This is a genomic window from Streptomyces sp. 4N509B (assembly GCF_052245655.1).
Taxonomy (GTDB): domain Bacteria; phylum Actinomycetota; class Actinomycetes; order Streptomycetales; family Streptomycetaceae; genus Streptomyces.
This window is the reverse complement of record NZ_JBQQBZ010000014.1, coordinates 1-14,841: the sequence shown is the minus strand read 5'-3', so window position 1 is coordinate 14,841 and position 14,841 is coordinate 1. Positions and strand designations below refer to the sequence as shown.

Genomic DNA, 14,841 nt, shown 5'->3' with positions numbered 1-14,841 from the left:
TCGAGGAACCCGGCGCGGGCGGCGTCGAACCGCTCGATCAGAGGGTCGTGAACCCAGCCGCCGATCATGTCCTGCCATCCGACCGAGGTCGTGGTCGTGTCGAGGATCTGCCGGATCCCCGCCTCAGAGATCCTGCCGCTCTGCCCCAGGCAGTACTCCGGGTCCGCGAGCCCCTCGCGTGCCGGCTCCTCCTCGACGGTGTCCCAGCGGGTGAGGAGATCCCAGGCGACCCACGCCGCGTGGTGGGGCGGATGCTCGCAGTGCTTGGTGCTTCCCGGGCATCAGCCCTTCGCCAGGGAGTTCCAGGACTGGCCTCGGCACGGCGCGCCGCAGGCCAGCCGTTCCAGCCGGCGCACCGGGAACGCCGGGATGGGCGCGAGAGATCACGTCCTCACCGGCCAGGACCTCCATTTGGTGATGGCGCGGCTCACGGCGGGCTGGCCCGTCCGAGCTCCGTCTCGCGCTGGTCGTGGGGGGGAGGAGGAAGGGGCTGGCGCTGCTGCTGGTCGGCTGACGGGCCGTCAGCCGAGGCGGGTCGGTCGGGGTGGTTGACGGCGGGCGGAGGCGCCCGCATATTACCTAACGGTAAAACCGGACGGTAACCCGCCGTCGAGCCGCCCGAACCCTCCCGAGCCCTCCCTATCCTCCCGAGTCCCGCGTCGCCCGAGTCGCCCGAGCCGCCGCATTCGAGACAGAGAGCAGACGCCGATGCGCATGCGACCCATCCGTGTCATGACCGCGACAGTCGCGGCCGTCGTCACGGCCGCCCTCGCCCTCACCGCAGCCCCCGCCTCCGCCGCCCCCACTCCCACCGACACCGCCACCGCGGCAGCCGCCGCCGAGCCGCTGGAGTACGTCGCCCTCGGCGACAGCTACAGCGCCGCCTCGGGCGTCCTGCCCCCCGACCTGAGCTCCCCGCTCTGCCTGCGCTCCACCGCCAACTACCCGAACGTCATCGCCTCCCGCATCGGTGCCGAGCTGACGGACGTCACCTGCGGCGCCGCGCAGACGAAGGACTTCACCGAGTCCCAGTACCCGGGGGTGGCGCCGCAGGTCGACGCCCTCAGCGCCGAGACCGACCTCGTCACGTTGACGATCGGCGGCAACGACAGCAACACCTTCGTCAGCGCCATCCTGGCCTGCGGCAGCGCGGGCGTCCTCACCCTCGGACAGGGCAACCCCTGCGAGGACATCCACGGCACGTCCTTCGTGGACACCGTCGAGAACAGCACCTATCCCGCGCTCGTCGCCGCCCTCGGTGAGGTCAGGGCCGCCGCGCCCAACGCCGAGATCGCCGTCCTCGGCTATCCGTGGATCATGCCGGCCACCGCCGACCCGTCCTGCTTCCTGAAGATGCCGATCGCCGCCGGCGACGTGCCCTACCTGCGCGACCTCCAGACCCACCTCAACGACGCGGTCCGGCGGGCCGCCGAGGAGACCGGCGCCACCTTCGTCGACTTCTCCCGGGTCTCCGACGGCCACGACGCCTGCCAGCCGCACGGCACCCGTTGGATCGAGCCCGTCCTCTTCGGCACGAGCCTCGTCCCCGTCCACCCCAACGCCCTGGGCGAGACCCGCATGGCGGACCACACCCTGAGCGTCCTCGGCCTCGACTGACCCACGCCCGGGCCTGGCCCGTCGCGAATCGCGACGGGCCAGGCCTGATGCCGTGAAGGGCCCCCTCCGCTACGCGGACTCGGGCGGGTTCGGCGCGGAGGGCAGGAGACGGGCGGCCAGCAGCGCCGTCAGCATGGAGGCGTCGCCGCCGCCCCCCGCCCCGTCGGTGCGGACCACCACCGGCTGCGGCGCCCTGGCGGCCAGCGAGGCGCCCACCTCCAGGCGGCGGCGCGCCAGCTCGTACTGGAGCACCGCGCGGTTGTCGCGGTACGCCTGCGCGAGGCGCCGCTGCGCGCGGGCCTCGTTCTCCGCCGCGATGAGCTCGCTGCGTCCGCGGGTCTCGATCTCGAAGCGCACCCGCTGCGCGTTGGTCTCCTGCTCCTCCAGCAGCCGCGCCACCTGCTCGCGCGCCCGGTTCAGCGCGGCCTTCACCTCGACGATGCGGGCGTCGCGGACCTTCTTCGCGCGCTCGATGTCCATCTGGAGGCTGTCGATGCGGCGCTTGCGGGTCAGGCCCCACTCCTGGTCGTACGCCTCGCGTTCCTTCGCGACCCGCTCCCGGGTGGCCAGGTGCTGCTGGTACTGGGCCGGCAGCTGCACGTCCGGGATGTTGCAGCCCGTGATGCGCACGCCGTAGCGGGCGAGCTGCCGGTCCAGCAGCTCCTGCATGTCGGCGACGTCCGAGCCGCGCAGGTCGTAGGCGCGTTCGGTCCGCACCCTGCGGGCCCGCTGCCGGATCGCGTCCTGCACGGCGCTGGTGAGCACCATGTCGAAGTTGCCCGCGCCGATGATCCGCACGAACGCCACCGGGTCGGCGATCCTGAACTTCAGGAAGAACTCGATCGAGCGCAGCGGCACGTTCTCCCGGGTCGGACAGGCCATCACGGGGGCCGAGTAGGGGATCTCGGTGGAGGTGTCCACGACGAAGTCCACCCGGGACCACGGGTGCCACAGGTAGTGCCGGCCGGGCTCCAGCGTGCGGGCGACCGCGCCGTAGCGGGTGAGGATGCCGGTGGTGCCCTGCTCGATCTCGACGATCGAGGAGCGCCACCACCACAGCACGCCGGCCAGCAGCAGCACGACGCCGAAGACCTCGGCGAGCACGGCCAGGCCCTCGTACGTGGTCTCGGACACGCCGCCGCCGTCGTCGTCGGAGGCGCGCATCGCGAGCATGACGCCGGTGAGCAGGGTGAACGTCCCCAGCCACAGCGGCAGCATCCACCACAGCCTGCGGCGGTGGCGGGGAATGATGACGGGGATCAACGTGCCGGCGTCGCCGCCGCGCAGCAGCTGCGCGACGTCGCTCCACAGGGCGACGGACTCGGCGATGACCGACCTGCGGTGGGTCTGGGGCGTGCTCACAGCTCCTCGGCCTCCTCAGCCTGTCCGGCCGTCCCGGCCTGTCCGGTCCGCTCGGCCTGTCCCGTGTCCTCGGCCAGCTCGGGAGGTTCGGGATGTTCGGTCATCGTGGTGCGCGCGGGCGCCGCGTCGAGCGCGGTGGCCGCGCCGCCGCCCCCGGCGGGGACGCCGGCGGGCACGGTGGGCCGGTTCTCGTCCTCCAGCAGGGCGTCGATCTCCGCCTGCCGCTCGGCGATACGGCCGGCGACCTCCCGCAGCCGGGCCCGGACGGCGGCCATGTCCGCCTCCGTGAACAGCTCCGCGCCGCGCTCGCCGACGAGCTCCCGGGCGAGCTGGAGGAAGTCCACGCCCGCGCCGCCCTCGCCGTCGCCCGCCCCGCCGACGCGGACCAGGCGCGGCAGGTGGTCGGCCGCCCCCTCCAGCGTGTCGAGGACCTGCTGCTGGTAGCGGTACTCCAGGATCTCCGGGGCCTCGGCGGCGGTCACCGCCCGGATGTCGAGGGCCTGCGCCTCCAGCAGCGCCGCGTTCGCCCTGGCCTCGGACTCGGCCTGGACGTAGCGCTGCCGCGCCAGGGCCTCGGCGCGGTTGGTCTCCCGCTCCACGGCCGTGTCCATCTGCGCCTGGTACTGGGCGATGTCGGCCTGGATCGCGGACAGCGTCTCCTGCCGCGAGGCGAGCTCCCTCGTCAGGTCGCCCTCGTCCTGCTCCTTGCGCAGCCCGAGCGCGTACTCGTGGCTGTAGGCCTCCTTGGCGACGCGCACCATCTCCGGCGCCGCGAGGTCCATCCGGTAGGAGCGGTCGGACGGCTCGGCGTGGACGATGTTGGCGTTGGTCAGCTCGACGGCGGGCTGGAACTGCTGGTTCAGCTGCGCCAGCAGCCGGCTGGTGTCCTCGCCGACCATGTCGTAGATCCCGGCGGCCTCCTGCTCGTAGATGAGGCTGCGGATCGTCTCGCTGACGGCGTTCGTCAGCTTCTCCTCGAAGCCGCGCACGGCGCCCAGCGTGTACACGAACTCCACCGGGTCGCTGATGCGGAACTGGATGAAGAGGTCGATCGACGCCTTGACCCCGCCCTTCGTCGGGGCCTCGCGGACCGGCGCGTTGAACGGGTACTCGCGGGTGGTGTTGATCATGTACGAGACCCGCTTCCACGGGTTCAGCAGGACCACCCGGCCGGGGCCCACCACCTGCTCCAGCTTCCCGAAGCGGGTGATCAGCGCGGCGGCGCCGTCCGGCACCATCACCATGCCCTGCCGCCACCACACGAAGGCCACCGTGAGCAGCGACAACACCCAGCTGTGGACGCCGAACAGCGGGTGCGTCAGCACGTCGTCCGAGGTGGCGGCCGCGACGACGGCCCCCACCGCGACCAGCGCCAACAGCAGCGACACCGGCAGCATGCTGAGGAAGGACCGGCCGCGCGGCATCACCATCGGGCACAGCACGTGGACCTGCCGCCCGCCCTCGCGGCGCTGCTCGCTGCGGCCGAGCGCCGCCCCGGCCTCGTCCAGCGGGACGACCCGCTGCTCCATGACCGTGGCGACGCTGCCGCCCTGGTCCCTGGCCGCGGGGAAGTCGGCGGCGTCCATGCCGCTGCCGTCCTGCGCGCCGGCCTGCGTGCCGCCCTGTGTCCCGTCGGGTGTGCCTCCCTGCGTCCCGTCCGGCGTGCCGTACGCCCCCGACGCGTCGGCAACAGCGGCGGCGTGGCCGCGCAGCCGCTGCCCGACCACCGCGCGCGGGTCGGCCCCCGCCATCACCTCCCGCGCGACACTCCGTATCCCCTGACTCGGCGTCATCGTGGTGTCCCCCTCCTGACGTCGCGTTCTCCGTGGTTCGTGATCCATCCCACACCATGGGTGTGACACTGCGTAAGGAGAGGGCCGGAACCGTTACACCCTTAATGCACGACCACCCGCGTGGACAGGGCGGGGACGCGGGCGGGGACGCGGGCGGGGACGTGGCGGGAACGCGGCGGGAACGGCGGCGTCACAGCTCCCGGGAGTCGCCGACGGGGAGGACGGGGAAGTTGCTCCGGAAGACGTTGGCGGGGTCGCGGCGGCGCTTGATGTCGCGCAGCCGCGCCAGCGCCGCCGCCGAGAAGACGTCGGCCACCGACCCGTCCGCGTGGAGGTAGGTGAGCGATCTGCGACCGCTCACCGGCAGCGCCTCGGCCAGCTCCCGCTGCCGCGCGGTGACGGCCCTCCCCGTCGCCACGTCGAAGGGAATCCCGAAGAGGTAGAGCGCGTACGGCTCGGTCAGCGGGCCGTGCGGGCTGTCGGAGGGGCGGGCGAACGCGCCGCCCAGGTGACGGATCTGCACGCCCAGCAGCGGCGCGATCGGGCCGGCGAGCAGCGTCGCGACCGCCGTGTCGTCGAGCGCGGTGAGCAGCTCGCCGCGCGAGATGCCGGGCGCCGGCTCGGTCGGGTCACTGGTGATGGCGCCGACGTCGGCCACCGACATCGGCTGCCGGCTGTCGGCCAGCGGCGCCGGCAGCTCGTCGAGCGGCGCCAGCAGCTCGACGGCCTCCTCCGTCGGCCCGAGGTGGGTGACGTCGAGGGCCACCACCGGGTCCTGGCCGGGGAACTGGGCCAGGTCCAGCCAGAGCGTCAACGCCTCGGGCGCGGTGGCCGTGATCCGCCGGAACGCGTTCATCACGGCCGGCGCGTGCTCGCCGGGCCACAGCAGCCGGCCGCCGTAGAGGTGGGGCGCCGGGTGCAGGGCCAGTTCGAGGGCCGTGACGATCGCGAAGTCCCCGCCGCCGCCGCGCAGCGCCCAGAACAGCTCGGCGTCGGTGTCGGCGGTGACCTGGCGGGCGTTGCCCTCGGCGTCGACGATGTCGAACGCGGTGACGTTGTCGGCGACCCAGCCGTGGGAGCGGCCGAACCAGCTCAGCCCGCCGCCCAGGGCGACACCGGTGACGCTGACCCCCGGCGAGCTGCCGGGCAGGCCGGTCAGCCCGTGCCGCGCGGCGGCGGCCTGCACCCGGCCGGACGGCACCCCCGCGCCGACGCGGGCGCGGCGGGCGGCCGGGTCGACGGTGAGGGAGTCCAGGCGCCGGGTGCGCAGCAGGATCGCGCCTTCGGTGCGGCCCGAGGCGCCGTGCCCGTTCGGCTGGGTGGCGACGCCCACCCCGGCGGCGCGGGCGTACCGGACGAGCGCGGCGACGTCGTCGGCGTCCGCGGCCTCGACCACGGCCGCCACGGGCTGCACCACCGCGAGGTTCCAGGGCTGGCGGGCGCCGTCGAAGTCGGGGTCGCCTGGCAGCCAGACCTGGCCGCGAACGGCGGCGCGCAGGTCGTCCAGGGTGCTCGGGGCGTTCATGGTCGTTCCTCTTCTCTTCGTGCTCAGTGCTCGGTGCTCGGTGCTCGGTGCTCAGCGCTTCGGTGCTCGGGGCGCGGCGCTGGATGCGCCGTCGTCGTTCTGACGTGTGAGGCCCCGCCGATGTGACCGCCGCCGTGGCATTCGGGTGGCCACCGCCGCGGTCGGCCCCCGCCGGGGCGGAGACGGGCGACGTCGCCGCCCACGCCCGCGCCCACGCCCACCCCCGCGGGCCGGGTGCTCCGCCACTAACGCTTTGCCCGCCACGGCGCCGGCCTGGGAGGATCCGGGCCCATGGGACATGTCGAGGTCGCACACCTGGAGTACTACCTGCCCGACGGGAGGGCGCTGCTCGGCGATGTCTCCTTCCGCGTCGCGGAGGGCGCGGTCGTCGCGCTCGTCGGACCCAACGGCGCCGGCAAGACGACGCTGCTGCGGCTCGTCGCGGGCGAGCTGACCCCCCACGGCGGCACCGTGACCGTCGGCGGCGGCCTCGGCGTCATGCCGCAGTTCGTCGGCAGTGTCCGGGACGAGCGGACCGTGCGCGACCTCCTCGTCGCCGTGGCGCCGCCGCGGATCAGGGCCGCGGCCCGCGCGGTCGACGAGGCCGAGCACGCGATCATGACGGACGACGACGAGGCCGCGCAGATGCGGTACGCGCAGGCGCTGGCGGACTGGGCCGAGGCCCAGGGCTACGAGGCCGAGACCGTCTGGGACATGTGCACGACGGCCGCGCTCGGCACGCCCTACGACAGGGCCCAGTGGCGCGAGGTGCGCACGCTCTCCGGCGGGGAGCAGAAGCGGCTGGTGCTGGAGGCGCTGCTGCGCGGCCAGGACCAGGTCCTCCTCCTCGACGAGCCCGACAACTACCTCGACGTGCCGGGGAAGCGCTGGCTGGAGGAGCAGCTGGCGCAGACCCGCAAGACGGTGCTGTTCATCTCCCACGACCGTGAGCTGCTCTCCCGCGCCGCCGAGAAGATCGTCAGCGTGGAGCCGGCACCGGGCGGCGCCGACGTCTGGGTGCACGGCGCCGGCTTCGCCACGTACCACGAGGCGCGGCGGGAACGGTTCGCCCGCTTCGAGGAGCTGCGGCGGCGCTGGTCGGAGAAGCACGCCCAGCTGAAGCGGCTGGTGGCCAACCTCCAGCAGGCGGCGGCCGTCAGCCGCGACATGGCCTCCCGGTACGCCGCCGCCCAGACCAGGCTGCGGAAGTTCGAGGAGGCCGGCCCGCCGCCCGAGCCGCCGAGGGAGCAGGACATCCGGATGCGGCTGCGCGGCGGACGCACCGGGGTGCGGGCCGTCACCTGCGCGGGCCTGGAGCTGACCGGCCTGATGAAGCCGTTCGACCTGGAGGTCTTCTACGGCGAGCGGGTCGCGGTCCTCGGCTCCAACGGCTCGGGCAAGTCCCACTTCCTGCGGCTGCTCGCCGGCGAGGACGTCGCGCACACCGGGGAGTGGAAGCTGGGCGCACGGGTCGACCCCGGGCACTTCGCCCAGACCCACGCGCACCCCGAGCTGGCCGGGCGGACGCTGCTGGAGGTGCTGTGGAGCGGCCACTCCCTCGACCGTGGCCAGGCGATGTCCGCGCTGCGCAGGTACGGCCTGACCCAGCAGGCGCAGCAGCCGTTCGACCGGCTCTCGGGCGGCCAGCAGGCGCGCCTCCAGATCCTGCTCCTCGAACTCGGCGGCGCGACCGCGCTGCTGCTGGACGAGCCGACGGACAACCTCGACCTGGAGAGCGCCGAGGCGCTCCAGGAGGCGCTGGAGGCGTTCGAGGGCACGGTGCTGGCCGTGACCCACGACCGCTGGTTCGCCCGCTCCTTCGACCGCTTCCTGCTCTTCGCGTCCGACGGCCGGGTGCGGGAGACGCCGGAGCCGGTGTGGGAGGAGCCTCGGGTCGAACGCGCCCGGTGACCGGGTAACCGCCGAGGAGATATACCCCCTAGGTGTATGCCGACCAGGGGTGATCTCCGCTTGACTTATACCCCGCGGGGGTATTAGACATGGTGGTGAGAGCTAGAACGACAACGAGGACCGACGAGGACGGCGTGACCCGGCCGACCGGGCCGGGGGTGGCGGCAGCCGCCGCGCGTCCGAGGAGCACGAGGCGAGGAGAGGGACCATGAGGACGGCGGCCAAGGTGGGAGCGTTCGGCGGCGGGCTGGCGCTGGTGTTCGGCGCGGCGTTCGGTGTCGGCGGCGCGGTCGGGCAGGTCACCTCCGAGCCCGAGCGCCACGACGCGCACGACGCGCCGGGCGACGGCGACGGCGACGGCGAGGGCTCCGGCGGCCACGGCGCGGACCACGACACGGACGCCGCGGGCGCCGGGAGCGGCGAGGGCGGCGAGGGTGGCGGAGCCGAGCCGGCCGTCGGCGGGCTGCGGATCGCCGAGCGGGGCTACACGCTGGTCCCGCACGAGCGGACGGTGCCGGCCGGGCGGGAGACGGCCTTCCGGTTCGAGATCACCGGACCCGACGGCGAGCCCGTCACGCGGTACGAGGAGTCCCACGAGAAGGACCTGCACCTGATCGTGGCCGGCCGTGACCTCTCCGGCTTCCAGCACCTCCACCCCACCCTCGGCGAGGACGGCGTCTGGTCCGTGTCGCTGACGCTCGCCGAGGCCGGCAGCTACCGCGTCTTCGCCGACTTCACCCCGGCCGGGGACCCGGCCGGCGCGCTGACGCTCGGCGCGGACGTGGCCGTCGCGGGCGAGTACACCCCGCGGCCGCTGCCCGAGCCCGACCGGACGGCGACGGTCGACGGGTACACGGTCACCCTCGACGGGGACCTGGCCGCCGGGGCGGAGACCGCGCTCACCCTGTCCGTCAGCCGCGACGGCCGGCCGGTCACCGACCTCCAGCCGTACCTCGGCGCGTACGGGCACCTGGTTGCCCTGCGCGAGGGCGACCTGGCGTACCTCCACGTCCACCCGCAGGGCGAGCCGGGCGACGGCCGGACGTCCCCGGGGCCGGACGTCACCTTCCACACCGAGGCCCCCAGCGAGGGCGCCTACCGCCTCTACCTGGACTTCCGCCACGGCGGCGAGGTCCGCACCGCCGAGTTCACCGTGACCGTCGGCTCGGCCGACCAGACGGGCGGCGCGGGAGGGACGGGCGGAACGGGCGGCGGCCACACCCACTGACCCCCTCCCCGCCCACCGACCCCACCGCACCCGACGAGCCCCCGCATCCGACGAGACACCCGTGACACGCCGCGACACGCCTCTCGCGGTAAGATACCCCCAGTGGGTATGACGTGAGGAGAGAGCCATGAGCCCGCGCACCGACGTGCCGGCGACACCCGGACACACCGGCGCCGGTACGGCCGCCACCGCCACGGCCACCGGCCCCGCCGGCAGCGCCGCCGCCACCGGACAGGTCGAACTCGCCATCGGCGGCATGACCTGCGCCTCCTGCGCCGCCCGCGTCGAGAAGAAGCTCAACCGCATGGACGGCGTGACCGCCACCGTCAACTACGCCACCGAGAAGGCCCGCGTCACCTTCGACGAGGCGGACGTCACCGTCGCCGACCTCATCGCCACGGTCGAGGCCACCGGATACACCGCGCGCGAGCCCGAGCCCCCCGCCCCCGCCCACCCCGAGCCGGGCGAGCCCGGCCGGCCCGGCGGCCCCCCGGCCGAGGCCGACGAGCTGCGCCCGCTGCGGCAGCGGCTGTTCACCGCCGTCGCGCTGGCCGTCCCCGTCGTCGCGATGGCGATGGTGCCCGCCCTCCAGTTCGAGTACTGGCAGTGGCTGTCCCTGACCCTCGCCGCACCGGTCGTCACCTACGCGGCCTGGCCCTTCCACCGCGCCGCCCTCACCAACGCCCGGCACGGCGCCGCCACCATGGACACCCTGGTCTCGGTCGGCGTCTCGGCGGCCTTCGCCTGGTCGCTGTGGGCGCTGTTCCTCGGCACCGCCGGCGAGCCCGGCATGACCCACGGCTTCGAGCTGACCATCACCCGCACCGACGGCGCCGGGAACATCTACCTGGAGGCCGCCGCCGGCGTGACCGCGTTCATCCTCGCCGGCCGGTACTTCGAGGCCCGCTCCAAGCGCCGCGCCGGGGCGGCGTTGCGGGCCCTGATGGAGCTGGGCGCGAAGGACGTCACGGTCCTGCGCGACGGCGGCGAGCGGCGCATCCGCGTCGAGGAGTTGACCGTCGGGGACCGCGTCCTCGTCCGCCCCGGTGAGAAGATCGCCACCGACGGCGTGGTCGTCGAGGGCTCCTCCGCCGTGGACGCCTCGATGCTGACGGGCGAGTCCGTCCCCGTCGAGGTCGGCCCCGGCGACGCCGTCACCGGCGCGACGCTCAACGCGGGCGGTCGCCTGGTCGTCGAGGCCACCCGGGTCGGCGCCGACACCCAGCTCGCCCGGATGGCGAAGCTCGTGGAGGACGCCCAGAACGGCAAGGCCGCGGCCCAGCGCCTCGCCGACCGCATCTCGGCCGTCTTCGTTCCCGTCGTCATCGCCCTCGCCTTCGCCACCCTCGGCTTCTGGCTGGGCAACGACGCGGGCCTGACCGCCGCCTTCACCGCCGCCGTGGCCGTGCTGATCATCGCCTGCCCCTGCGCCCTGGGCCTGGCCACCCCCACCGCCCTCATGGTGGGCACCGGCCGGGGCGCGCAGCTCGGCATCCTGATCAAGGGCCCCGAGGTGCTGGAGACCACGCGCCGGGTCGACACCGTCGTGCTCGACAAGACCGGCACGGTGACCACGGGACAGATGACGCTGCTGGCCGTCCACACCGCCGAGGGCGTCGACACCGCCGAGCTGCTGCGGCTGGCCGGCGCGCTGGAGAACGCCTCCGAGCACCCCGTCGCGCGGGCCGTCGCCACCGGGGCGGCCGAGCGGCTGGGCTCGACGGCCGCCGAGCTGCCGACGCCCGAGGGCTTCGAGGCCGTCCCCGGCCTCGGCGTGCAGGGCGTCGTCGACGGCCACGCCGTCGTGGTGGGCAGGGAGAAGCTGCTGCGGGAGTGGGCGATCGAGCTGCCGGCGGAGCTCGCGGCGGCGCGGGCCGAGGCCGAGGCCGCCGGCCGCACCGCCATCGCCGTCGCCTGGGACGGGGAGCCGCGCGCCGTGCTGGAGGTCGCCGACGCGGTGAAGCCCACCAGCCGGGAGGCCGTCACGCGGCTGCGCGCGCTGGGCCTCACGCCGATCCTGCTGACGGGCGACAACGAGACCGTCGCGCGGTCGGTCGCCGCCGAGGTCGGCGTGACGGAGGTGATCGCCGAGGTGATGCCGGAGGACAAGGTCGACGTCGTCAGGCGCCTGCGGAGCGAGGGCCGTTCGGTCGCGATGGTCGGCGACGGGGTCAACGACGCGGCGGCGCTCGCCGAGGCCGACCTCGGCCTCGCGATGGGCACCGGCACGGACGCCGCGATCGAGGCCGGAGACCTGACGCTGGTCCGCGGCGACCTGCGGGTCGCGGCCGACGCGATCCGGCTCTCGCGCCGCACGCTGAACACGATCAGGGGCAACCTCTTCTGGGCCTTCGCCTACAACGTCGCGGCGCTGCCGCTGGCCGCCACCGGCCTGCTCAGCCCGATGATCGCGGGCGGCGCCATGGCGTTCTCCTCGGTCTTCGTCGTCGGCAACAGCCTGCGCCTGCGGCGCTTCCAGCCCACCACGTGACACCGGCCGCCCCCGACGCTTCCCGACACCCGGGAGCGCCCGGCGACCCGGCCGACACGGTGACACGGCAACGCGGCCCGGGACGGACCAGCCTCCGTCCCGGGCCGCGTCGGCTCACGTCCGGCCGCTCACGCGCGGGCTTCTCCCCGGCCCCGTCCGGGCCGCCGACTCACCCGCCCCGACGGGACCCACCGGACCCACCAGACCCACCGGAGCCGTCGGCCCCGCCGGCCCCGGCACCACCGGACTCACCGGAGCCGTCCGCCTCGCCGGCCCCGGCACCGCCCTCGGCCCCGTAGACCGCGACGTCGTACGGCAGCGAGTAGTCGGGCGGGCTGAAGAAGAGCTGGCCGTCGAGGAAGGCCATGAAGCACGTCGGGGTGAGGTAGAGCTCGGAGTCCATCCGGAACAGCGGCTCGACGCTCTGGCCGTCCGCCGAGATCCGGACGACCTGTCCCGGATAGTCGCCGCCGTACCCGGCCTGGTAGACGATCACGCCCTGCTCGTCGGCGCCGAGGACGACCTGCTCGAAGAAGTCCTCCGTCTTGTACGTCCACTCGACGGCGCCGGTGGTCGCGTTCATCGCCGTCACCGGGTTGCCCCCGCCGAGGCCGGTCGGGGAGACGTACATCCGGTTCTCCGAGAACGCCATGCCGCCGCACTCGTCGATGCGGCTGTAGACGACGATGTCGTCCCGGCACAGCCACTCCCGCAGCGACGCGGTGTCCTCGCGCCGGACGCCGGTGTTCCCGATCGGCACCTGACCGGTGACCTGGCCGTTGTCGTCGACGAACATCAGCTCGCTCATCGGCCCGAACTCCTCCGAGCGCAGCGACACCACCAGCGGCGAGAAGCTGTGGATCTTGTCCATCCAACGGCCCTCGGGCAGGTCCAGGCTCCACACGGTGTCCCCGGTCGCCGGGTCGATCTCCTCCAGCCTGAAGATCGGCGCGCTCGTCGTGCCGCTGGCCGCGTCGGTCACCGTGGCGCAGGTGCGGCGGCGCAGCAGCCGCTCGCCGCTGCCGGCCACGCCGTCCACGGAGCAGACCTCCTGGCCGTTGGTGACGCCCGCCTCCCTGGCGTAGTCCGTCTGGTTCACGGCCCCGTTCAGCGAGTCGTACATCGCCGCGCCCGTGGAGATCGGCTCGCCGTCCACGACGCTGTGCAGGTTCCACCCGCCGATCGTGTGGATGGCGTAGGAGGAGCCGGCCATCGCGATCTGGAAGCTGAGGGGGTTCTCCTCGGGCTCCAGCGGGCGGCTCCAGCCCTGCTCGCCGGTGGTGAGGTCGACCAGGGTGATGTTCTGGCCGCAGTTGGACTCGCCGTGGCCGACGACGATCTGGCCGTCGGCGTTGGCGTTGGTCGGCAGGCAGATGGCGTCCTCGGGGCCGCCGAGCTCCAGGGTCCACACCTCGGAGCCGTCCGCCATGGAGTAGGCGGTGAACGTGGACTGGTTGGCCTTGACGATCGTCTCGCCCACCACCCACCAGCCCCCGGGGTAGGAGCCGTCGTCGTACCCCTCCTCGTTGACCGACCAGACGAGCCCGCCCGGCGTGTCGGGGTCGACCGCCGACTCCCGCCCGGTCCCGCCGCTGTCGTCCTCGGGGCCGAACAGGAACCACCCGCCGCCGGCCAGCCCCGCCACGAGGACGAGGGAGAGCACGACGACGAGCGTCGACCGCCCCTTCCGCCGCCGGCGGCCCGGCGCCGGCTGGGGAGCGCCCGGCTGCCCGGGGTGCCCGGGATACCCGGGCGGCGTCTGACCCGGCACGGGCTGCGGCTGGTACTGCTGTTGTGGCTGGTGAGGGGTGGGCCCGTAGGGCTGGTAGGGCTGCCCGGCGGGAGCCGGGTGACCCGGCGGGCCCATCGGCGGACCGGGAGGGGCGCCGGGCGGGGCGCCGGGAGGCCCGGCGGGCGGGCCGCCGTGCGAGGCCGGCGGGCCGGGCGGGGGACCGGGGGGCGGGCCGGGAGGGCCCGGGGGCGGGAACGGCTGGTGGTGCTGCATGTCTGTCTCTGTCCGCGTCGACGATCGGGAGAACGCCGGGGAGTCCGCCGGCGCGGCGACGTGACGTGGCCCCGCCGGCGTTCCCCTGGCCCGCCACCGCATTGATGTCGTGATGAGAGTCGATCGCCGGGTGGCGCAGGGGCCAGAATGAGGGCGACCACTTTCATCGCGCTTTCATGCCGGGGACAGTCCGTCGCGGACGGAACGCGGCGCGGGGGAAGAGCGCGAACGGGGAACGAGGCGTGGACCATGAAGTTCGTGGTGTTGGGTCCGGTGGCGGTCCGGCGGGACGGCACGGGTGGCCGCGAGGTGGTGACGGGGCGGCTGCGGCGCGTCCTGCTGGGGATCCTGCTGGCGCGCGCCAACGAGGCCGTCTCGATCGACACGTTGACCGAGGCGCTGTGGGGGGAGCGGGTGGACGAGCGGGCGGGGCAGCGGCTCCACCTCCACGTGTACCGGCTGCGGTCCCTGCTGGGCGAGCCGGACCAGCTGACGTGGGGGCCCGAGGGGTACCGGCTGCGGGTGGCGCCGGGAGAGCTGGACGCCGAGCGGTTCGAGTCGCTGGTGGGCGAGGGGGTGGACCTCGTCACCCGGGACCCGGCTCGGGCGGTGACGGTGCTGCGCGAGGCGCTGGCCCTGTGGCGGGGGAGGCCGTTCGGGGACGTGGACGTGGACGTGCCGCTGCTGGCGGACTGGTCGCAGCGGCTGGGGGAGCGCCGGGTCGCCGCGCTGGAGGGGCTCTACGAGGCGGAGCTCGCGTCCGGGTCGCCGCGTCTGGCCGCCGGTGAGTTGGCGGGGTTGGTGCGGGAGTTCCCGTTGCGGGAGCGGCTGCACGGGTTGTTGATGGTGGCGTTGTACCGGTCGGGGCGGCGGGAGGAGGCGTTGGGGGCGTACCGGGTGGCGCGGGGG

9 protein-coding genes are annotated in these 14,841 nt (G+C 74.3%); 5 read left to right on the top strand and 4 right to left on the bottom strand.

Translation table 11 applies throughout. From position 1 onward, the window contains the following. Window positions 1-732 precede the first annotated feature (732 nt). Window positions 733-1,617 carry an SGNH/GDSL hydrolase family protein gene (locus ACTWP5_RS15220; RefSeq protein ID WP_443221474.1) on the top strand — a complete coding sequence of 295 codons (885 nt, stop codon included), beginning with the start codon at window positions 733-735 and terminating at the stop codon, window positions 1,615-1,617. A 69-nt stretch (window positions 1,618-1,686) separates the two neighbouring features. Here the strand turns inward: ACTWP5_RS15220 and ACTWP5_RS15215 are convergent, their stop codons facing one another. From ACTWP5_RS15215 to ACTWP5_RS15205, 3 genes are all read right to left on the bottom strand, one after another. After that, window positions 1,687-2,979, bottom strand: a complete 1,293-nt coding sequence (locus ACTWP5_RS15215; RefSeq protein ID WP_443221473.1) for an SPFH domain-containing protein — start codon at window positions 2,977-2,979, stop codon at window positions 1,687-1,689. Then, entirely contained in the window at window positions 2,976-4,772 is a 1,797-nt protein-coding gene (locus ACTWP5_RS15210) for an SPFH domain-containing protein (RefSeq protein WP_443221472.1), read from the bottom strand. Before ACTWP5_RS15210 ends, ACTWP5_RS15215 begins: the two co-directional genes overlap by 4 nt. Before the next feature lie 190 nt (window positions 4,773-4,962). After that, window positions 4,963-6,297: an FAD-binding oxidoreductase gene (locus ACTWP5_RS15205; RefSeq protein ID WP_443221471.1), complete on the bottom strand. Its 1,335-nt coding sequence runs from the start codon at window positions 6,295-6,297 to the stop codon at window positions 4,963-4,965. Window positions 6,298-6,588: 291 nt separating this feature from the next. On the opposite strand from ACTWP5_RS15205, the gene ACTWP5_RS15200 reads away from it, so the two are divergent. From ACTWP5_RS15200 to ACTWP5_RS15190, 3 genes are all read left to right on the top strand, one after another. After that, entirely contained in the window at window positions 6,589-8,208 is a 1,620-nt protein-coding gene (locus tag ACTWP5_RS15200; RefSeq protein WP_443221470.1) for an ABC-F family ATP-binding cassette domain-containing protein, read from the top strand. A gap of 208 nt (window positions 8,209-8,416) precedes the next feature. Next, window positions 8,417-9,436, top strand: coding sequence for a hypothetical protein (locus ACTWP5_RS15195; protein ID WP_443221469.1), 1,020 nt, complete (start codon window positions 8,417-8,419; stop codon window positions 9,434-9,436). Between the two features lie 256 nt (window positions 9,437-9,692). Then, window positions 9,693-11,927, top strand: coding sequence for a heavy metal translocating P-type ATPase (locus ACTWP5_RS15190; protein WP_443221580.1), 2,235 nt, complete (start codon window positions 9,693-9,695; stop codon window positions 11,925-11,927). Window positions 11,928-12,096: 169 nt separating this feature from the next. On the opposite strand, the gene ACTWP5_RS15185 is transcribed toward ACTWP5_RS15190, so the two are convergent. Further along, on the bottom strand, window positions 12,097-13,794 hold the full coding sequence (locus tag ACTWP5_RS15185) for an outer membrane protein assembly factor BamB family protein (RefSeq protein WP_443221468.1): 1,698 nt from the start codon (window positions 13,792-13,794) through the stop codon (window positions 12,097-12,099). Window positions 13,795-14,181: 387 nt separating this feature from the next. Between ACTWP5_RS15185 and ACTWP5_RS15180 the strand changes: the two genes are divergently transcribed. Continuing rightward, the coding region (locus ACTWP5_RS15180; protein ID WP_443221467.1) for an AfsR/SARP family transcriptional regulator at window positions 14,182-14,841 on the top strand (660 nt) is incomplete at its 3' end.